The 20431-nt window shown below is 42.1% G+C and carries 13 protein-coding genes; 2 read left to right on the forward strand and 11 right to left on the reverse strand.

Annotation, left to right across the window (positions count from 1 at the left end):
- Nucleotides 1-95 precede the first annotated feature (95 nt).
- Nucleotides 96-572: a hypothetical protein gene (locus tag ACFQ1C_RS01020; RefSeq protein WP_379556673.1), complete on the forward strand. Its 477-nt coding sequence runs from the start codon at nucleotides 96-98 to the stop codon at nucleotides 570-572.
- A 1-nt stretch (nucleotide 573) separates the two neighbouring features.
- Nucleotides 574-1947, forward strand: a complete 1374-nt coding sequence (locus ACFQ1C_RS01025; RefSeq protein ID WP_379556674.1) for a relaxase/mobilization nuclease domain-containing protein — start codon at nucleotides 574-576, stop codon at nucleotides 1945-1947.
- A 74-nt stretch (nucleotides 1948-2021) separates the two neighbouring features.
- Here ACFQ1C_RS01025 and brxL read toward each other — a convergent pair whose 3' ends face one another.
- From brxL to ACFQ1C_RS01080, 11 genes are all read right to left on the reverse strand, one after another.
- A complete protein-coding gene (gene brxL, locus ACFQ1C_RS01030) occupies nucleotides 2022-4235 on the reverse strand; it encodes a protease Lon-related BREX system protein BrxL (protein WP_379556675.1) in 2214 nt (737 codons plus the stop codon).
- 11 nt (nucleotides 4236-4246) lie between these two features.
- Complete coding sequence (gene pglZ / locus ACFQ1C_RS01035; protein ID WP_379556676.1) at nucleotides 4247-7018, reverse strand: BREX-1 system phosphatase PglZ type A; 2772 nt, start codon at nucleotides 7016-7018, stop codon at nucleotides 4247-4249.
- A complete protein-coding gene (locus tag ACFQ1C_RS01040) occupies nucleotides 7008-7460 on the reverse strand; it encodes a hypothetical protein (protein WP_379556677.1) in 453 nt (150 codons plus the stop codon). The genes pglZ and ACFQ1C_RS01040 overlap by 11 nt, the downstream gene beginning before the upstream one ends.
- A 2-nt stretch (nucleotides 7461-7462) precedes the next feature.
- On the reverse strand, nucleotides 7463-11203 hold the full coding sequence (pglX, locus tag ACFQ1C_RS01045) for a BREX-1 system adenine-specific DNA-methyltransferase PglX (protein ID WP_379556678.1): 3741 nt from the start codon (nucleotides 11201-11203) through the stop codon (nucleotides 7463-7465).
- 107 nt (nucleotides 11204-11310) lie between these two features.
- Nucleotides 11311-15021 carry a BREX system P-loop protein BrxC gene (brxC, locus tag ACFQ1C_RS01050; RefSeq protein WP_379556679.1) on the reverse strand — a complete coding sequence of 1237 codons (3711 nt, stop codon included), beginning with the start codon at nucleotides 15019-15021 and terminating at the stop codon, nucleotides 11311-11313.
- A gap of 51 nt (nucleotides 15022-15072) precedes the next feature.
- Nucleotides 15073-15660: a DUF1788 domain-containing protein gene (locus ACFQ1C_RS01055; RefSeq protein WP_379556680.1), complete on the reverse strand. Its 588-nt coding sequence runs from the start codon at nucleotides 15658-15660 to the stop codon at nucleotides 15073-15075.
- A gap of 5 nt (nucleotides 15661-15665) precedes the next feature.
- Nucleotides 15666-16262 (reverse strand): DUF1819 family protein, encoded by a 597-nt coding sequence (locus ACFQ1C_RS01060; RefSeq protein ID WP_379556681.1) that lies wholly within the window; start codon nucleotides 16260-16262, stop codon nucleotides 15666-15668.
- Complete coding sequence (locus ACFQ1C_RS01065; RefSeq protein ID WP_379556682.1) at nucleotides 16255-17169, reverse strand: WYL domain-containing transcriptional regulator; 915 nt, start codon at nucleotides 17167-17169, stop codon at nucleotides 16255-16257. Before ACFQ1C_RS01065 ends, ACFQ1C_RS01060 begins: the two co-directional genes overlap by 8 nt.
- 265 nt (nucleotides 17170-17434) lie before the next feature.
- The gene (locus ACFQ1C_RS01070; RefSeq protein ID WP_379556683.1) at nucleotides 17435-18418 is read right to left on the reverse strand and encodes a competence protein CoiA family protein; all 984 of its coding nucleotides are present in this window, start codon (nucleotides 18416-18418) and stop codon (nucleotides 17435-17437) included.
- An 88-nt stretch (nucleotides 18419-18506) separates the two neighbouring features.
- Entirely contained in the window at nucleotides 18507-18830 is a 324-nt protein-coding gene (locus tag ACFQ1C_RS01075) for a hypothetical protein (protein WP_379556684.1), read from the reverse strand.
- Nucleotides 18831-18984: 154 nt separating this feature from the next.
- Nucleotides 18985-20217 (reverse strand): hypothetical protein, encoded by a 1233-nt coding sequence (locus tag ACFQ1C_RS01080; protein WP_379556685.1) that lies wholly within the window; start codon nucleotides 20215-20217, stop codon nucleotides 18985-18987.
- Nucleotides 20218-20431: the final 214 nt, after the last annotated feature.

Genomic DNA, 20431 nt, shown 5'->3' on the forward strand with positions numbered 1-20431 from the left:
TTAAAGTAATAGCCGACCCTACGGGGTCAGCTATAAAATTAGTACTCAGCCCCCTCGGGGGCTTGCGTTAAAACAATAAAACAAAGGAAGATCATATGCAGATCAGAGATGAAGAAAAAAGAGTAAAAAGAGGTCGTAGGAAGCTCGAACTGAAAGACAAAAGAACAAATCGTGAGACCACAAACTTTAATAATGCAGAACTTAATCAAGCACTAAAAGAGATGAGAAGTAGCGGCTTTACCGATATGAGTTCGTTCTTAAGGGCTCGTGCACTAAATGAAGTAAGCAAACCAGTATTTAATGTCCCCAAAATCAACGAAGAAGCAAGGGCTCAACTTATATCTACCTCTTCAAATCTCAATCAGTTTTTAAAGTTGGCGCATGAAGGAAAAGCAAGCATCGGAATCGAGAATCTTGAGCAAGTGGTTAATTACGTTATAGACTTAAACAACAGTACGCAGCTAATGAGAAAAGAAATGCGGGGCCAGATCAGTAACGAAGGAATAAAAGAACTAGCTGAACAATTAACAACAGAAGAACTAATGCTAATAATAATAAAAAAAGGACAATAGCATGATATTGGAAATTAAGAAGAACAAGAACAAGAAAGGAAACAGGGGCCATGCGCCACACCTTGTAAATTACATTTGCGGCAATACCAAGGACCACTCTGCCGCACTTGATAAAGAGCTTGAGTTCATAGCGGCTAATGGCTTCGACTTACTAGACCCCACGGGATACGGCGCTGTTAGCCTAAGAAAAGCTGACCTTTCTCAGCACATAAAGCAATTTAACGAACGCATTGAGCTAAACACCGCAGTCGATAACCCTTTGAAACACTTTATTATTTCCCTCGCCGAAGGCGAGAAGTTGACCAGTGGTGAGTGGTTTGACGTTGTAAATGAGTTCATGACTGAAATGGGTTACGAGAACTGTTTATATATAGCAACAAAGCACAGCGACACAGACAAAGAGCATGTTCACATTACAGCTTGCACTATTAAGGACGAATATAGAAGCCCAGTAGTGAACCAGTGGCAAGAGAAGGTGCGCGGTATGGAGCTAATGCGTAGCTTTGAAATAAAATATGGCTTACAAAAAGTAGAAGGTCCAGAAGATGGATTGAATATTAACAATGCAGACAAGCAACCGAGTAAAGCAGCAATAAGGCATATCATAGACTTAGTACTTCACGAAAACAAAAATCAAACACTCCCAGAATTAATAAAAAATCTTAACAATTACGGTGTGGGTGTGAGTATACAGTTTAAAAGTGGTAAAGCGGTTGGCCTATCCTTTAGTTTCAAAGAGTTAAGCTGCTCAGGGAGTAAGTTAGGTGGTGCTGGACGTTATGCCCTCCCCGGCCTTATTAAGATGGGTATTAATTATGATAACGAACGAGACCATAAAGAACTAGAATCACTTAAAATAGAAGAGGAAAAAAGACGTGATGGAAGTTCTCCTCCGCTAATCGCTAAAGAAAAAAGAGCAAGTGAATTTAACAATGCCCAAAAGTCGTTAAGAAAAAGTAAACAGGATCAAGGCAGAGCCATATCATTTTATCTTATTGCACACATAAACAAAGATAAAATGGTACATGTTAAAAAATTGCGCAATAAACCAAGATTTATACGACATAATAAAAAATCAGCAAAGCTGTATTTCCCAATCAGCAAGAATGATGGAGTTGACATTGAAATGATGGAGGGAATACTCGCGTTAATTAATTTAATTTTAAGTCTTCTTTTTGGAAGCGTGAACTTAACCATTGTAAAACCAGAATTAGACCTATCTAACAAAGATTACAACACTTTTAAACTAGGCAGGTCAAAACCACTCGTTATCAATAAAGAATATAAGAGTAATATAGAAAACTATTTTGAAGAAATTGAAAAAGATAAAAATAAATATAAAAAGCTACTGATAGAACACCGTCTATCTACATAACATACTAACATTCCAGATAAATAACACGGCCATGATCCCATAGCCGCATTATTATTTACCGCTAAAAAACTTGGCTAGTTAACTCCCAGCGCTTTATAAACAGCATCTATTGGGTCACTGTAAAAGCTTACCTGAAACTTAGTAAAGGTTTCGGAGGGCACGGTTGGGATGTCAGTTGCAGAAGACATCGGTAACAATATCTTTGTTGCCCCTGCTTCTAAGGCCACTTGCATAGATCCCGCTAAATTCGTCACTGGATTGATGACTCCACCTAGGGACATATCACCAAGCACCACCATTTGCTCTTGAACAGGCCTTCCTAGCAAGATAGAACTAAAGGCGACTAACGATGCCAAGCTGGCCGTTTGAGTGCAGCCAGAGCTCTGTAGATCTACACTGTGCAAGTGGAACTCAAACTCTGAGAACTTGGCCGATGCACTGATCCGGTTCAGGTTGCCCCTAAAGTAATCAAAGCCGACTCTCACTTGCTCTTTAGCATGGGTATCACTGCCAAAGCCCGTGGCACTGTGTCTGCCTGTTCCTGCTGTTTTTTGGGTTTCTAAACGGAACACGCCCAGCTTGCCCGAGGCACCAGAACTCACAAAGTGCACAACCCCCGCATTTTGTGGCCCAGAGGGCAGCAGTTTAGATCCACCTTGCTCTGGCACATTCACAAAGAATTCTTCAAGCGTTTCGTTATCGATGTAGGAAAAGTTAACATCAAAAAATTCCATACCACCGATCTTCTTAAGCTGTTCTTTCACTCGTCTGCGTACTTCAAGCGCATAGGTTAAACACACCCTTACGCCCTCTTTATCGTACTCACCATGGGGGAACAGTAACTTCAGTAGGCCTGACGTTGTGCGCTTAACCCCTATCACATCCCGCTGATTCAGGTTGTTACCAAACTTAAAGAACTTATCGATAGCATCAGAGAACGTATGCTTGCGCATATCTCTCATGTACTCCGCTAAGTAGTCAGTGATAAGCCCAAAGCGGTCGGTAAAGAACTCAGGGCGCATCTTGGGTATTTCCCAGCCGGGGATATAGGCATGAAAACGGTCAAAAAATGCAGCGTCAATCATGTCAACAGGAAACGGTGCTAACAAGTGGCTCGTTTTGACTAAGGTTTCAACGCTCTGATCAATGTTACCCACAAATACCATAGAAGCTTTTGCCTCAATGGAATCACGACCACGGCTAAACGAGCCTGAGGCCATGTAGTCTTTCATGATCTGAATACCGTCTTTATCTTTAAAGCGGATACCAGCCACTTCATCGAAAGCAACCACATCCCACATGCCTACCAAGCCCACTTGGCGCGATGCCATGTTGTAAAACAGGTTAGCTACCGTGGTTTGCCCACCAGATACCAACAGCGAGTTTGGGGAGCACTCTTTATACACATGAGACTTACCCGTACCACGGGGCCCTAGCTCACACACGTTGTAGTTATTCTCTACAAACGGGATCATTCGAGCGAGCAAATGCCACTTAGCACGTTGTTCCAGGTTAGCGGGCTCCATGCCTATGGAGCGCAGTAACAAATCCAGCCACTGATCCATAGTGAAAGCCCGTCGAGCATCAAACACCTCTTGCATATTCATCGAGGGCATTTGAATTGCTTTCAGATTCACAACAGCAAACGGTGACGTTTTTTGGCCTTCCTCAAAATAGTAACTCAAGGTCACGATGCACCAGATGCCCCCCGTCAGCAGCTTTTCATTTTCTTTAATAATGCTACCCGGGATCACCGCATCTTTAATGCCAAGATTGGATAAGCTTGCCTCATATACGTCTTTTTTCTCATTCAGCCTCACCGACACTTTATCAATGACCTTGTGCGTGCCTTTCTCTCGCACCATTGATTTAATTTTCTCGGCTTCATCGGGCCTGACGTAGTTATCCGTCAAAATCTGCTTCACACGGATCATGCCCGCATCAATTAAGTCATCATCAGCTGACGAACAGTACATGCCTAGTAGATACTCAAGCACATACACAGGCACGTTAGCGCCCTCTTTCAATTGCTTGGTTAAGTCTTTGCGAACCACGCGGCCCTTAAACTGGGACAGCATCAGCTGATCAAGATCGACGTCTCTCACCTCTTGAACTTCCAACGCAATCTTATCGTCGTGCGTTAACGGCTCATAAACAACGTCGTCTTCAGCATGCTCACCGTCAGTACTGCTCTCTTCACCGTAATGGTGATAGTGATGCACCTCGACCGCGCTGCTTTGCTCATTACCCTCTGAAGGTGCTTCTTCATCTTTGTTGTAAGTATTCATCGTCGTTACCCTCAGAAAAAGTCGTCTTCAATCGCTATGTCGATGATAACAGAATGTGACTGTAGTAGATTCGGGCGGTTAGCCTGGGTAATGTCATTCATCATCAGCTTGTAAGATAGCGTTCTATCGAACCCGGTCCCACTTAACATAATGATCACGCTGCGTTTGCGGTCTTCGTGGCTCTGAGAAGTGATGTCAAACATAACTTTTTGCTTATGAGAAACCACCTTACCTTCAGGATCTTCAATCCACACCTCAAGCTCACGAGCGAGGTAATCTTTACCCACTGGCGAGGCTTGAAACAATTCAATCTTGTCTGCCAACGCAACTAACCGAATTGGGTTAGCCAATGGCACCACCGACACCCGCTCTTTGGCGTGCTTGGTTTGTTGCTTCTTATCTAACTCACGAATTTTGAGCACGGGCACGCAAATTTCTTGCGGCATAATGCCACCGTGGATGAACTTAGCACCGCCAACAAAGTTAAAGCGGTTTGAACCACGCGGTACAATAAACTCTGCATCGCTGTTATCAGCACCCTCTTCCACATGCAGATTAGCAGTGGCGGCCATTTTTCCTTGCCAGTAATAATCACCCTTCGGAAGATTCTGACCGATCAAGTAGCGCTTCTTGGTTTCAACACTGCCTTGGGGCTTCACGGTTAAGGTCGTTTTATCCGAGTCCACCACATCGCTGGATTTAAACAGGAAGCCATGATCCGCAGTAACGATAATACGACTGGCGTTTAAGCGGTTTACAATGCGCTCAATCAACTGTTTTATTTCAACAATGGCGTCGGCACAGGCTTTAAAGGTTTGGTTCTCAGTTGCGGCGGTATCACCAATCGCATCTATTTGGTCGTGATAGATGTACACCACACGAGCGTCGTAGACCTTCTGGCGGCCCTCTTCGTTAGTCCAATTGAGTACTTCTGAAGATTTAAAAGCGAGACCATTGTGCTTCGCCAGTATTTTTTGGCGATTTTCGTGGCCATGCACGCTTAACCCGTCGGCCTTGTACTCGGCTCGGGCACCAAGATGAGCGGTAAGCTGTTTATGAGGTAATAGCGCCGCCATACCAAGTTGAGTGTAAGACGGCACTACACCTAGCTGAGACTGGATCTCACTTAAATAGCGTTTCTCATTGTTGATTTGGTCGCTAATTTCATGTGCCACTTCGTAACGCAGCGCATCCGAAATAATCACGAAAATTTTCTGAACTTGAGTCGTTTGAAAAACATTCTCAACCTGACGGCTATAAAATTCGTACTGGTTAGGTATGCCCGGTAGCTTCCAATTCTCTAACAAGCTCTCATCATCAACCAGTTTACCCCAGCTGATGGCCAGATCATGTAAGTACCAATCGACGTACAGCGCCTCAATGTCACTGACTAGCCCGGTTTTTTTGAGGATGTCGGAGCCATTGTGAGCCACTTTAATGGCGTTCTCGTAGAACACACGATAGGCAGCATCGAACAAGTACAGCTCTTTCTCGTAGGCTTGGTACATTGCTCGTGCAGAGTCGTAGTTAAAGCCATCAATATATTGCTGTTTTAAGGTATAAAACTGCTTAGCTGCCTTAATGGCATTCAATATCGCGGCATAGTTTGGCTTACTGTGTGCCCAGTGCGTCGTTAAACGATGAGAAACGATATTATCAATGTCGACTTGGTCTAACTCGTTAATATTTCGAGCTAATAAAATGATGAGCTGCTGCTCGGCATACTCAAAAGTCTCAACGCTATAGAGCTGCTGGGGATCTTTTATTAAGGATATAATATTTTTTAGTTCGAACTCTTGTTCAACTTGAGCCGCAATCACATTGTAAGCATGAGCCATTGAGCGGCTTTCTCTAAAGCTTTTAACAATATTAACCGACATCGCTCTTTTTGATGAGTTCATACCCACGTTAACAGTATTACTCGCTTTGCGCTGTCCTTTGTCATCTAGCTCAATAGGCAATAGCTGCTGAGTAAAACGCTCTAGCATGGGGTTACTATTGCTTACACCACTATTTTGTAACGCTTGGTAGCACTCAGTAAAGAGTAGCTTTATCACTAAATCTTGAAGCTTCTGGCCTGATGTTAGCTGTGTATGCTCTTCATTATCAGCGTCAGATCTCTCAAGCTCATACCCCACAGTGTCTTTTGCAAAGTGCCAGAACGGCTCTTCTAAGTTGTATTTCTTTAATTCAGAAAATAATTTGTCAGCTTCAGATACCTCTGACAAGCTACCCGATGCCTCTACGATGCTGGCCAGTTCAACGATTAACTGCTGCAAAATCGTTACAAAGGTCGGTGACTCAACCTTTAAGCTGGCCGCTATCAGCGCTAATTGCAGCTCTTCTTTATTTGCCTTATTGGGTAGTATCTTTTTTAAACGACTCACACGAGATTTATTGGTGAAAAAAGCACGATGCTGTGTAACGACGGGGCGAAATTCCATGCGCATGCCCAGCTCGTTTAACACCATGGAGCTGGAATCAGCGTAAAAGTTTTCAGCGTATAAACGGATGTCATATAACCAGTCACGTTCGGGCTTGTTAACGGCTTTAGTGCTATACAGTAAAAATGGTGTTTCAGGCTCCAACAGCTCGATACGTTCTTTCACTTGAAAGTGCGATAGGTCGTCTAAGCGAATCACTTCTATAGAATGTTCAGAGTCATCATTAAGCGACAGCTCATCGAGTTGGCTCACAAATTCTTGATCGGTATCTTGCCAAAAAACTAACCGACACTGTTCAAACTTGGCTAACAAGCCTTGTGATATTTGTTTAATGTTCATGAATGATTTCTACTTTAATGGCATTAATTACTTTATCGAGATAGGTCATTATTTCATCGTATCTAGCAATAACCTCTTCTCTGTCCTTGGCTTTCCACTGATGTACTAAGCCATTGCGTAGGCTTCTTACATTTTTTGCCCACTGCTTTTTCAAACTAGAGTCAAGAATCGGCTGGATAACGGTGTCTGAAACTTTGATGTTATAAGCAGTAAATGCATACTTTACTGCAAGCAATGGTAAAGGCGCATGACTTTCATTTATCGTCTTATTGGCTTTAGCGCTGCGGTGCAAATTCCAGATCTTTCTCGTCAGTGTTTCAAACGCGATATAGCGCAACAAAAAAGACTCAGCGCCTTTAAAGTCTCCGTAAGCAGGCAAAGAGCCTAAGATTGCTCTTAGACTCTTCTGCTGTTGCCGAGTAAAGCTAAAGTTCTTCGCCAAACTTATACAATCCGCTCAGGGTTTTTACCATGAATAGCTTTTACATCAGCCAGTAAATTGCCGAACTTGCCGTAGTTCACTTTTACGCCATCGTCTAAGTCCAGGTTGATTTTCATCTCTGCCAAATGCTTTAATTCTTCATCGAAAGCACGCAGCTCCGCTTGCTTCTTCTCAAGGGATTTTAACTCTTTAGTGAGACGAGCTTTTTCAGACGTCGATGTTGAGCTAGCAGCCGACTCTGCCAACAAAGAGAGCTGCGTCTCCATCTTGCCCATCAGCGGGGTAACGTACTCAGTACGCATCCGGGCCAAGGTGCTTTCATTGTAGCGATGCAAGTAAACCAAGCATTCAAAGGCTTTTTCTTTACCACTACTGAACATCCAGTAAATAGGACGCTTTTTGTAAGTTTTAAGATGGTCTTTATAGAATTGAGTCGAGAAGTAGCGGCGGATAGTATCCATGGCACCTTCGCCTTTTCTTGGTTTAATTGCATCTAAGCACAAGCTTTCGGCTACAAAGTCGAGGTTTTCGGTTAAGTGCTCTTCACCCCAAACAGTTTTTACAAACTCTCTAAACAAAGAAGTTGCGTCATCTTCAAACAGCCATTCTTCAGCAGCTAGTGGAAGAATGCCATCATCATCAGCAGAAAATGTCTTATAGGCACCTTCAGAAACTAACTCTTTGAAACCTTTGTTTTCTGAATGAGCATAAATCAAGCCTTCGCGGTCCAGAGAGTAGCGGCCCATTACGTTGCCAATAACATAACTAAGAAGATTAGTAATTACCTGGGATCGGAACTTGTCATCACGATTTCTACTAGTTAAGCTTTTAGCGCTGTACTTATAGTCAGGATTACTTTCCAGCGTAATCTGCTCAACAGGTACGTCAATATCATACTTACTAAGCAAATCAAATGCCTTCAGAAATATTTTATTATTCTCTTCTTCAACAACTCTTAATTCAAGTACTCTTGCTTTGTAAGCCAGCAATAAACTTTCATGTCCTTTCCTAATAGTATCTTCTGAAACAGAAATAAGTCTGTTCGTTTTGAATAACCATGAAAATTCATTTTCGTGCCAGTCTTGTTCTGTAATTTTGATCGCGTTTTTTGCTAAGTTTGTAACATAAGCTTCATCAATTACTTTAGGATATGGTAGTTTCCTATAATCTCCTGGTTGAAAGTGCATAGTTGCATTTATTACTTTTGATATATCGTTTGCAAAACTTGTATTGAGTAGTGCTAACCCTTGAAAATGTCCGTTAGTAACCTCTGGATATAAACAATGTCCAGCAATATCAAAGATAGAGCCAGAAGGAAGAAAGCGTGCACCTAACCGACCAGACGTTAGATCAGTCCAAGTAGCTCCCTCTTTGAAATAACAGTCCTCTGATGCACAATTATTACCTGTCTTTTTCAGTTTATCCCTTGATTCTTTATCATACCGTATTACCAATGTGATATTTCCAAACCATTTCTTATAAGCTCCACCTTTATTATAGGGGAACCATTTCTTTTTTGATTCTATCGCTTGCTCCCAAGAAATACACTCATCAGTAAAATCAGAAAAGTCAATTTCATGCCATTGACGTGTGAAGTAATCATTATCACCGCTTGTCATCCCCGCTCTTGATGAAGCAATAGTTGATGCTGCTGGATTATTATCAAAAGACTCATATACCTTTTCTCCCATCCAATAACTAACTGGACTACCAGGTATTCTTTTAAAGTCAGTTTGCTTTGTTTCATTAAATACATTATTTTTATTAAGTAAGTTTTTATTTTTTTCTTCCTCATCTCCATCAATCAACCTAAGATATGATGGCTGATATTCATGTAAGTAATTATTATTAAAAACCCATGCAGTTGTCTGAACCACTTCACCTGTTATCTGTCTGAAAGCTCGAGCACCTAGATGCGCCATAGTTATAATAGACTTAGTATTCAACATTGATTCTCGAATATTTTTATAACTAGATAAAAACATCCAAGATTGCATATTTACTTGTGCGTTATATCCTGTGTCAGTTAAGAATTTGAAAGCTCGCTCCATAAACATCGCAAACAAATCTGACTTTGAATCAGGGTATTCTTTTTTTGCAAAATCTCTTAACGCTGCATTCATGCCTTTGGACCCCATATAGGGCGGGTTAGCAATAGCTACATCATATATAGTCGATAATAAAATTGCTTGCTCAACAATTGGTAGTAATGCTTCAACTGCTTCTCTAGTAGATTGATGATTACTATTTTTTTTCTCTAGTAGCTTAGCTTTTAGATCAACTAATACATTTAGATGTTTATTATCAACTTCAATCAAAGAACCTAAGTTTTTGGCATCAATAAACTGTGTTTTAAGATAGCGAAGCAGATTAAGATAAACCTGGTACTCAGCTGATGTTTCAGCTACTGCTAACTGTGGCTCAGCAAACAATTCGCCTACTGTATTACTTTTTTGTTTGCCTTCAAAATCTAAATCTAACCATAATTTATCAATATTTAGGTTTTCGGTTGACTGTATGGCGTAGATATTTAGTTGAATATCGCTATCTGCTATGCGGCTAAATATCCGCTTGTCATCTTCACGCGCTTTCATCAGTAACGCAAAAGCAGACATCTGTGCAGCACGCTCATCTATGTCTAAGCCGTAGATATTCTTGGTTAAAATCAGCTCTGGGATCTCACGTAAGCGATAGCCTCGCTCTAAATAAATTTCGCGCAACACTTCATACACTTCCACCAAAATATGACCAGAACCACAGGCAGGGTCTAGCACCTTGATGGTTTCAGGGTCTATGCTGGTCGGCGTAATGGCTTTAAGTTGCTCTATTACCTCAGCACTCTGCTCAGCGGGGGTGATGTAATATTCCATTTTATCTTTCAGCTCTGACTCAGGATAAGTAGCCAGCCATTGGCGACCCACTGAGTTCTGCACCAAATATTTTACAATCCAGTTAGGAGTAAAAAGTTGAGTGGCAGCCGGAATGTCTTCACGCTTCACCACCTTACCCATCACCGCTTCTTTCTGCTCAGAGATATAGAACTGGTAAAGCCAACCAATCACTTCTATTTGGCCTTTATCGTTTTCTATATCTCTCCAGTTATCCTCAGACAGCTCATCGACTAAATCCTTTAAAATAGAATCGGTCTTAGTAAGATTGTCGGGCAACAGCAGCTCGGTGGCACCGTCCAACTTTTCGAACATGAAGGGCATGATAGTGCTTAGATGATGACACTGGCCGAGCAAAATTTCACGGTACAGCTCTTCTTCTTGATCACCATCGAGCATCATTTCTACGATTTTAGTTTTATCTAAGCCCAAATCTTCGGCTACATCGGCGGCGTGCGAAAGAATTTCAAAGCCTTGTTCAAAAGTAGCATTTTCGCTTTTGCTCAGTACTCGAAAACCGTGCTCAAGGTAGCCGTTAATCTCCATGTAACGGATGGCCGTTAAACGGTTAAACCAAGTAAAAGCGACTTCGTTGATAAACTGGTTAAAGCCGTCTTTAAGGTTGAGCTTGCCGTTGACCGTGCCAAGGTTTTCAATACGACTAACAAGCTGATTGCGCTGCTGCCCTTGCTTACGAGTAAAGATGCGGCCTTCAATAATAGCGTTATCGCCCTGCACGTTGACGTCACTAATGCGGTTTTCATACAAACCCAGCATAGCCGCACGTTTAGTAACAGCCTGCATAAACGCCACCCGCGCCTTGGGTGCATAAGCCTTAAGTTTTCTGGTATCCATTTTTTTGCCTTAATTCTATTAGCCTAACCGCAGGCTACCATCACAGCTTGATGTGGCAGCTTGGCACGGTTAGGTCTTGTCATATTATTGATTGATGTAACAGCTATTTATCGAATCCGAACTTTGTGGTTCGACTCTACGAGCTCAGTCAGTTTTTTACGCAGTGCCGTAATGTACAAATCGACATCCTCAACACTTTCCATATAAGTAGCATCGCTGACTGCTCGGTAAACTTCTACTGCATCAATAGCTTGAGTAGGCTTAGCCTTGGGTAGCGCAATCGGAGTAGATTCAGTGACAGGCCGTGTAGCGGTCGCTGCTGTTGAATAGTCGGTTGGCTTGGTGCCTGTTGCTGTGATCTCTGGTGCAGTTTTAAACTCTCGCTCAGCTGCTTTATCTGCTTCTTCTTTAGCCTTAACAGCTTGTGCATGTCGTAAGCGAATATAGTCATTCACTAAGGTTTCAGCGGTAGTAAACCAATCATCCGACTCAATAAGCTCGTGCTTAATTTGGGCAACGGTGTCTTCTGTCTTTACCCGTTTGATCGCATTTTGGAAAGGTAATAAAGCTCGGTTGCTGATCTCAGGGGTAGCGGCGGCATTTTTTACCAGCTCTGTGACTTCGGTGATGCGCAGCTCTAGTCTGCTAATAGTGAACTCGCGCTGTTGCTCAACAAAGGTCTTATCAATGTTGGTCACTTTTTCGATCAATGGCTTGATATTGCGGATTTCTCTATAAGGTCGCGGATCGGCGTAGATGGCCTCTAGCTTATCGATAGCCTGTTTAGCTTCGAGGTTTTTATCTAAGAAGATACGGTTGTGCGCAAAGTTGATTTTTAGTGCCCGCTCTAAGCCTTGCCACATCGTAAATTGCGTTTCATAAAAGTTCTCAAGCTCTTCATATTCTTCTTCAAAGTCACGTAACTTGCTATCTGAGGCAATAAACTGATCCACAAACTGAAAGCTGCTTTTGAGCTCGGTCAGGCTAGAGATGAGCTCAATGCCGTCCTCAATTTCCTGAGTACCAGGATAAGCCCCGGTCGATGACATAGACTTAAATTCTTTAAGCTTTTCTAACCAGACTTTTAGCTTACTGTCGGTATTATCAACCGTGGCATTAAACAGCTCTTTTTCATCGTTAGGTGCTGTACCAAAGCCGAGATCTTTAAATAACTTAGCGGCTTTTTTAAGGTTAGCTTCGGATTGTTGTTTGATTTTACGAATGCGCAAGTTAGCGCGTTTTTGTGACTTGCTGAGATGCTCATAAACTTGGCGAAGTTCAACGTTCTGTTGGTTGGCCTGAAAAATTATTTTATTTGCCAGCCCTAAGCGAGCCATGATCAACACGATTTCGTCGGTGTTCCAGCCATAGGGACGTTTAGAGAACTTTTTAATGATATCCGCAGCGGTTACGGCGTAGCCATGATCATCACTTAAAGAGATGTGCTGCTCAACTTCTTCAATAGCTTTGGGGTTAACTTCCTCACTGGTCAGATCTAAACCAAACTGAGCCGTATCTCCCGCCACCAAGGTTTGCTGGGTTTCTTGGATTATATTCCCTTGAAACGGTTTAATCAGCTTGAGCTTATTAAAGGTGTTTTCGATGATGTAGCGATATGCACCGTCTAACATAGTTGAGATTGAGCCGCCCTTAGCATCAAAGCCAGATCCTAATGTATAGAACTCAGACTGCTTAATTAGGTCTTCTAACTCAATCACCAAACGCTTGCGGCGGTTCATGTTTTCATTGGCTTTATCGCGGCGTAGCTGCTCTTGCTCAGTACCACTGGCGGAGGTTCTACGAATGTATTTTTCGGTCTTGATGTAAGTGCGAAGCTCGTCAAACAGCCTTGGCTGATCAGAAATTTTCACTAGAATGCAGTCTGACGAGTAGTTGCCACATGCAGCTGGGGTGTAGTCGTTATAGCTCGCATCAATCGGAGAGATAATTTTGAGCAGCACATCGCTCTCTACGTTCCGATCAAAGGGGATACCATTGCAAAAACGCGCTACGGGGAAGTCTTGCTTGTTTTCTGGATAACGGTAGTTGTTGTTACGGCGTAAAATCTCATCAAATATTATGCGGCTTAGCTCACCCGTTTCATCTGAAGGTTCGATCTCAGTGTTCTGGATTTCTTTTTCAATTTCTTTTTCTTCGTTGGTTAAGAAAATATACTCATCAGCCTGCCTTGCGATAAGCAAGTTACGCTCTAGCACGGCTAAGCTTTGCTCTATCTCTAAACGCAATACGCGCAAATCTTGGTCAACCTCAGAGATGCACAGTGTCACTAAGTTATCGAGGGTCGACTTCACTTCATCCACATAGCGGATCATAAACAGCGTTTGTAACACGCTAATGGTAAAGGCGTTAATGGATGCCTTTTCTTGTGCCTGGTTGATGTCGCGCACCACGGCAGTATCAAGAAATTTCTTGATCGAGTTATAGAAGCTGTAAGCGGGGATCAAACGACCGATATTATCATCAGTAAACTGGTTAGTTGCGATCTGGAAAGCATCAATCAACGAACGCTCGCCCTTACTCATGTGCTGACCAGAGGCACCAGCACTGCTAATGCCCGTAAAAATCTTTTGCACTAAGTTGTAGTGGTACGGGATAAACGGATAGCTTTTCACAAAGCTTTCGCTGCTAGTGTAGTTAGCAAGTTCCGCACTGTTACTGTGCTCAAAACTCACTTGGTTGCGAATGATGTCGCCTTTCTCATCGTATAAGGCAGCTAACTTAGCTTTGGCTTCATCATTTTTCTCTAGCAAGCGCTTTTCGATCACTTCGTTAGTATTGGAGCTAGATAGAGAGATACGTTCAAAACGAGCTTGGATTTTCGAGAAGTCCTGACTTTTTGACCCCGTCATGTTGCCTAATACAGAGTCGAGATCTTCTTGAGAAGTAACGATTACCCAAGCTTTTCCCTCACAAATAGTACCCAGATTTTCGGTAATAGTTTGTAGCTTCAGCATCATTTGCGTGTTGCTACCGATAAACTGCCCCACTTCATCGACAAAGAACAACAAGCGACGATCCGGGTTCTCATCTAGGTACTCTTTAACCCAGTGGCAGAAATTAGCAATATCTAATGGAAAATCTTGTTCAAGATTGAGTATCCATTGCCTGGTTGAGTCGATGGTTTGCTTAGTGACCGTCGATAAAGCTTGCGCAAGCTGGTCACGTTTAAAGTGGTAAGCGTGTCTCTTACTTATCCAAGAATCACCGACTAACCTCTCAAACTCGGCCTTAAATTCATCATATAAACCACGGGTTTCTAAGTCTCGCTCTAAATGAGCGATATGCGGGTGAAAGCCTGAATAGCCCAGCTGCTCGTTAAATACCTTTAAGAACACCTTAAGAATGGCATCTTCTTTATCGTTAGTGTTCGCCCTGCTGTCAATATTGAACAGGATAACGGTATTGTCTTTTTGAATAGCTTTCTCAATATCCCCCACCAGCATGGCGTCTTCTTGCAGCTTTTCGGCAAAAAAATCAAACGCGGTACGACTGACGCTACTGTTGCTTGCTTCTATGTTTTGTAGCAAGTAAGACAATATTTTGATGAAGTGGGATTTACCACTACCAAAAAAGCCAGACACCCAGATCCCTGACTTACCAGCAATCGATGCTTTCTTTGGATCATGCACAGAAGGCATATAATATTTAAAAAAGCTTTCTATGTGATCTTTAAGCTCATTGGTGACGACATATTCGTCTAACTCTACGAATACCGTCTCATTCTCAGTTTGGTCCGCTTTCACCACGCCGTTGATAGGCCGGGCAATATCTTTGGTAAATAGTTGTTTTATTTGCATTGTTATCCCTGCTCTTAAATCAGCAATTGATTATTATTTTTAGTACGCGATTTAAGAGACAAGCTTAAAAGCGCGGTAATAGTTATTCGACTCGATGCGACCAAACGGTTTTAAAGCCGCTCCGTCGTACTCACCAGGATAAAACATCACGGTGGGCTTATTGCCTACTTTTGCGTGCAGCGCATTAAGCAAACCATGGCCTCTGATCACTGGCCATGCACTGCCTAACCCCGTAATTAGGATAAAGTCACAGGTGTTAACCTCATGCTTATCTACTATAAAATCAGCAAATAAGTTATGATCTAGCGGCCCTTCAAGGGCTTCAAACAAGGCATCATCCCCATCAGACATGTGCATCTCATAGGCATCCTGTAACAGAGATTGATGCTTCAAAAATTCAATCACCATCTCAAAAAGGTTGATGTTAGCAAAGCGTTTTCCCGTGAACTCGCTTCGACTTTCAAGCTTTTTTGCGAGCTGCGCTAAATGCTCTCTGACCGCCAACTCATGCTCGGGGGCATAGTCAAAGATATAAAAGCCAATCTCACCGCCGAGCTCTTTGTTCGTTAGAAATGCTTCGCTTTCTAACCTGTCTTGAACTTGATTAAGGCGCTGCTGTAATTGTTGTAGGGTTTGCATAGCAGTTATGGCTCCATAGCTCTAACGATGTCATCTCGATCATGGTTGATGAGTATTTGTCTTACTGCTGGTGATAAGTACACATTCATCAGCCGCTTATGTTTAGTACTGTCGATATAACCTGCATCAGCCAAGACTTTGAAAGCCACTTGGGAGACTTTATAAACCGAGTTTTGTGACATATCAGCCAATGCGGGATATAGCCTTGCTCGCTCTTCCCAAAAATGTTGCCAGTCATCAACGTTTAACGACTCCCTAAACATGCGTTTAGCGTCAGTTACCACGTTGCGCACGAAATCAGCCAGCAAAGTAGAATTGATCAAGATGGCAGCAAACATCAGCTGCGTTGCTTCTTCCGAGCCACTGTAAGCGAGCTTTTCGAGAAAGTCCCTATCTAAGCCTTCTAACCGCTTTTTTATCGTCGCAGCATTACGTTTGGCAGATGCCACTGAAGGTTTTTGAAGAATGTTGTGAACCATAATGGCTTCATTCCACTGTTCTTGAGTAGGCTCATTAAGGAGAAAATCAGCGATAATCTGGCTTTCTCGTAACATCAAACTTCCACCAATAAGGTCGCCTAAATATTGTTTATGATCAGACAATGGGATGCTCCTGAGAACTTAAAGACTTGGTACTTGAGATAGGAGCTTCATAACCGGGGGCGAGGTGTAAATTTTCTACCCCGTAAAGTGTTAAGCAGTTACGCAGCCAAAGCTGGTATTCAGATGTGTTTTTTGATGCGGTTTCTGAACAATCTACGTTCCAGCGTCGCAAAAGATACCCCGCCAAAGCGGCCCTTGTTTCTAGTTTAAGAGCGCCCTGCTTCATGCCGTAATCCAGCTCGATTGCTTCAGGATACTCAATGTTGCTGGGATGCGGCACTAGCTCTAAAGGGACGATTCGCATCCACTGTTGATCAGCCAGCATTTTTTGTTTTTCTTCAACTGGTTTGTCGATAATTTTAGCTGCTGTAATGCGCGAGATGACGAAGTCTCTGAACTGACTTGTTTGTGTATCATAAGCACGTATATGCCAGCGCAGCCCATTATCTACGACGGAGTGCGGCACTATGACACGGCTACTCTTGCCGCTAGTAAGCGAGATGTATTCGATTGAAATAGGTTTAATATTAATCGCCGCTTGCGTCAGTGTGGCAACAATTGAAATGTCATGGGTAACGAGCTGACTCGGTGCCTCAAACGGCAGTTGCACAGAGCTACTATCTTCAACTTTAACCGAGAGCTGGCTAGCCAATTCACTCAGTGATTTTTGCTTGTCGTGCTGATAAAAGGGCTTAAAACCATCGGTAATGAAGTATCTTTTTTGAGCATTATCATAGGTAAGATTTTGCTGAGCTAAGTCTTTGTAAATGTTGATATCACGAGTAGCAGAAGATAATCCAGACTTGAAGCGTTCCACCACTTCTGCGCGGGTAAAGTGACCAACGAACATCAGCTTAAAATCAATAAATCTAAGCCGCTGCTCTTGAGAAAAAGAGATGCTGTTCATACGAGCCTATAAGACGCCAAAAACAGTGCACAGTATGACCCGTTTTGGGTCTCACTTCAATTTGTAGGTAACATTTACAGGGTTTTAGGTCTCAATTAGAGTAATAGCCTCGCCTAGGAAGCTTATGCTCTTTTTCACCATTTATTAATACCTGGCTACGCCGGAAATCAACCAGTGGATGAGCCTGGGTTGTTAGCGGCAAACAGCGTGCAATTTCGCACTAAAGAAAGGTTAACCGCCAATAATGATTTAACAAGCTTTCGGCTCAGAAGTTGCGATTAACCACCTTCATAAACTCCGATACTGCCGTGCTACCACTAACAACTTTAACCCCAGCGTGCTTATCCTGTACCAGATTGGACATGGGCATGCCTTTGAACCGTGCGCTATTAAAGATATAAAGGAAGTTATCACCCTGTATTACATTGCAGTCTGCACAGGTATTTGCCCAGTACGAGCCTCCGTACTTCTTTGAGTACCTATATTTAATCGTTTTAGGCTTAGGATTAGGTGGCTCAAACTCACAAAACGGCACTCCTTGCCACCAAAAAACCGGGATCTCTTGATTGCACTTAAAGCAGACCTCAATATCAGCAATATATGCATGTTTACTCGGATTTTTCACTGCTGAATAGAGTGCACGGTTAATGCCGTACTTATCAGCCACAGCAACAACATGTTTGATGTGATCTTTACAACTCATACAGTATGATTCTTTGAGGTTAGCCTGAGTAGGCGACCATTTTAGCGAGTTGTTAATCACATCTTCGGCTTTAAGCTCTAGCCAGTAGACTGCTAGGTTAGCCGCTTTTTTTGCATCCACTTTGTGCGTATTTAAAATCTCAATCGCTAAACGAACGGTATTTTCTTGATAGCCAACTACATCGCAAATGTAGTCTCCTACCCCAACTTCCATCCCGGCGTTAGTAAATGTATTGGCGGGTACTCTCGTAGAAAACTCAACACCACAGTTTTGGCAGCAATCAGCTAAACAGATCCCTTCTTCACCTGCCGCATTTTTCAGGATCTCAGCATAAACTAATCTCTTAGCTGTAATATGTAAAACAGACTCCAGGCTACAGTTCGATGCTGGTGGGTGAGCAAAGTGCTTAACCCTTACCTCACCAGCCCTATGGATAAGCTTCATGCCGCAGCATGGGCAGCTGTACTCACTACCTTTAGTTGCTGACACCGCAGAGATCAGCTCACCAGAGCCATCAACACCGTATGGTATTTTTAAATTATCCATTAATGCTCCGAGATTTAGGCTATCAGCTGTAACGTTCCATTAACTTTCGTTGTGCAGTACTGCTGTTTGAATAAATTATCAGCCCGTTTTACCATTTATCAATATTCCAAGTAGCACTAACCACCCAGCACCAACTATTTGGCTGGTGTTTTTTTATATTTACTGCACCGATAACTTTAAATAAGCTTTCCCTTGCTTTAGCAAGTTTTACAACATCACTATTAGACGTTGCACGCCCTAAATCAAAAGTTATCTGGGAAATGGTTGGAGCTTGAACTTTAACTAAGGCAGCAAAATTTCTGAGCACTTCCTCGCCAATACCTTGTTGCGATAGTTCAGAGTCTACTGCAAAATGTTCAATATGTAGTTGCTCCGAAGAAATACTCATACTTTGAAAATAAGCAATATTCACACCTCCGTTCTTGACGTAGCAGTCAGGGGTTGACGGCAATAAAGTGTAGTCATTGCCACCATAGAAACAATACCTGATATAAGAACGTTTACAGAACATAATTAGTGCTCCATAGTTTATATATAAAGTTCATATAAATATACTTTCACAACAATTAAGTTTTGAATTCCACTTTAGGTTTGCAAGTGTTTACAAGACGAAAGTCTTGAATGCTCTCCCATATGTCGACACCCGATATCATTAGGCCGGACTCTATATAACAAACACTATTAATCTCTCCAGAATAACCGGAGCATATTCTATGAATATAGCGTTCATAAGAACTATCACTGGCTTTCAATTCTTCGCTTGCGATTACTCGAACAATCCCAGGGCTTACCTGACCTATATATTTTGAACTGTCTAATTTAAACACTTTGTCTAGGATTGGACTTACTTCGACATCACCTCCAGATGGTTTAGTATTATCAGGAGAGAAGTAAACATCTACACCTTTATTAAAAACACCATCAAGGACAGAATAGAACCCAGTGTTAGTAATAATTCCACCTTCCATAGGAACGTTATAATAATCACCAGCTATTTGCATCCATATTGCAACAAGATTGCTATAGGCATTTTTAACTTTAATAGGAGTTAAACTGGAGTGAGGAAGCTGTGAATTGGGGAATTTAGCATGCTGTAACTGGCAACGAACATCTTTATATTGAGTTTTTATTATATATTCAACAGGATCTTCTTTTCCTGTAGGGGTGAAGTACCTCAGAGATACTTTTTTATTAACTTCAGATAATGAACGTTTTAACCAAGCACCTTCACCTTCTGATTTATTTTTTGGAAATAAAGAATTAAGCAACGCTTCCAATGCAAGAAATAAATTTCTATATGCCTCAAAATAGTCCGTGGAGCTTTGAGATAAACGATAATAACGAAAAGATTCATTCCATACTGGTTCTAGAGGTTTCTGTTGCTCAATAACATTACCTAGACTGTCAGTTTGAATAACCTCCATTTCTATCCCCATCGGGAAGTCAATAAGAGCATAAGAAAATAAAATATATTTACCATTACGCTCATAAACTCCCACGTTAGAGCTGGCCGGGTCACCGAGACTTATCGAAGAAATACCTTTGACAGACATGACATCTAAAGCTTCTTGAACTGCTGAGAAACCTTCAATATGCAACAAATCGTATGGAATACTCTGTTTAGTTCGAGCTACTACATCTTTAGCTCCCTCGGTGAACTCAACCTGCCAACCTCCATCTTTCAGGTCGTATACATATGAACAAGGTGGAGGTGCTGATAATGAATATGAAATTCCGCATTTGTATATTCCATTATGTGATTCGCTCCCAGCAATAAACATCTTGCCTATATACGCCATATCTTCCCTTATAACTTAACATCTGTAATTAAATACTACGCGTGGACTTCGTTAAAAGTAACTTAAAGCGTGAAATAATACATTTAGATTGATCTTTTTAAATAATTAGCTACCCATAAATACGTTTTACTATCGGACGACGACCAGAAATATACAAACGCATATAGATCCGCCTGCCTTTCATTGCTTTCCAGCCACAATCAAAGTGATTCCT

This window comes from Oceanisphaera ostreae (genome assembly GCF_042676125.1).
Lineage (GTDB): Bacteria > Pseudomonadota > Gammaproteobacteria > Enterobacterales > Aeromonadaceae > Oceanimonas > Oceanimonas ostreae.

Excerpts from the sequence above, each read along its gene's own strand:
- ACFQ1C_RS01020 (WP_379556673.1), top strand. The coding sequence starts at position 96 with ATGCAGATCAGAGATGAAGAAAAAAGAGTAAAAAGAGGTCGTAGGAAG.
- ACFQ1C_RS01025 (WP_379556674.1), top strand. The coding sequence starts at position 574 with ATGATATTGGAAATTAAGAAGAACAAGAACAAGAAAGGAAACAGGGGC.
- brxL (WP_379556675.1), bottom strand. The coding sequence starts at position 4,235 with ATGAATACTTACAACAAAGATGAAGAAGCACCTTCAGAGGGTAATGAG.
- pglZ (WP_379556676.1), bottom strand. The coding sequence starts at position 7,018 with ATGAACATTAAACAAATATCACAAGGCTTGTTAGCCAAGTTTGAACAG.
- pglX (WP_379556678.1), bottom strand. The coding sequence starts at position 11,203 with ATGGATACCAGAAAACTTAAGGCTTATGCACCCAAGGCGCGGGTGGCG.
- brxC (WP_379556679.1), bottom strand. The coding sequence starts at position 15,021 with ATGCAAATAAAACAACTATTTACCAAAGATATTGCCCGGCCTATCAAC.
- ACFQ1C_RS01055 (WP_379556680.1), bottom strand. The coding sequence starts at position 15,660 with ATGCAAACCCTACAACAATTACAGCAGCGCCTTAATCAAGTTCAAGAC.
- ACFQ1C_RS01065 (WP_379556682.1), bottom strand. The coding sequence starts at position 17,169 with ATGAACAGCATCTCTTTTTCTCAAGAGCAGCGGCTTAGATTTATTGAT.
- ACFQ1C_RS01070 (WP_379556683.1), bottom strand. The coding sequence starts at position 18,418 with ATGGATAATTTAAAAATACCATACGGTGTTGATGGCTCTGGTGAGCTG.
- ACFQ1C_RS01080 (WP_379556685.1), bottom strand. The coding sequence starts at position 20,217 with ATGGCGTATATAGGCAAGATGTTTATTGCTGGGAGCGAATCACATAAT.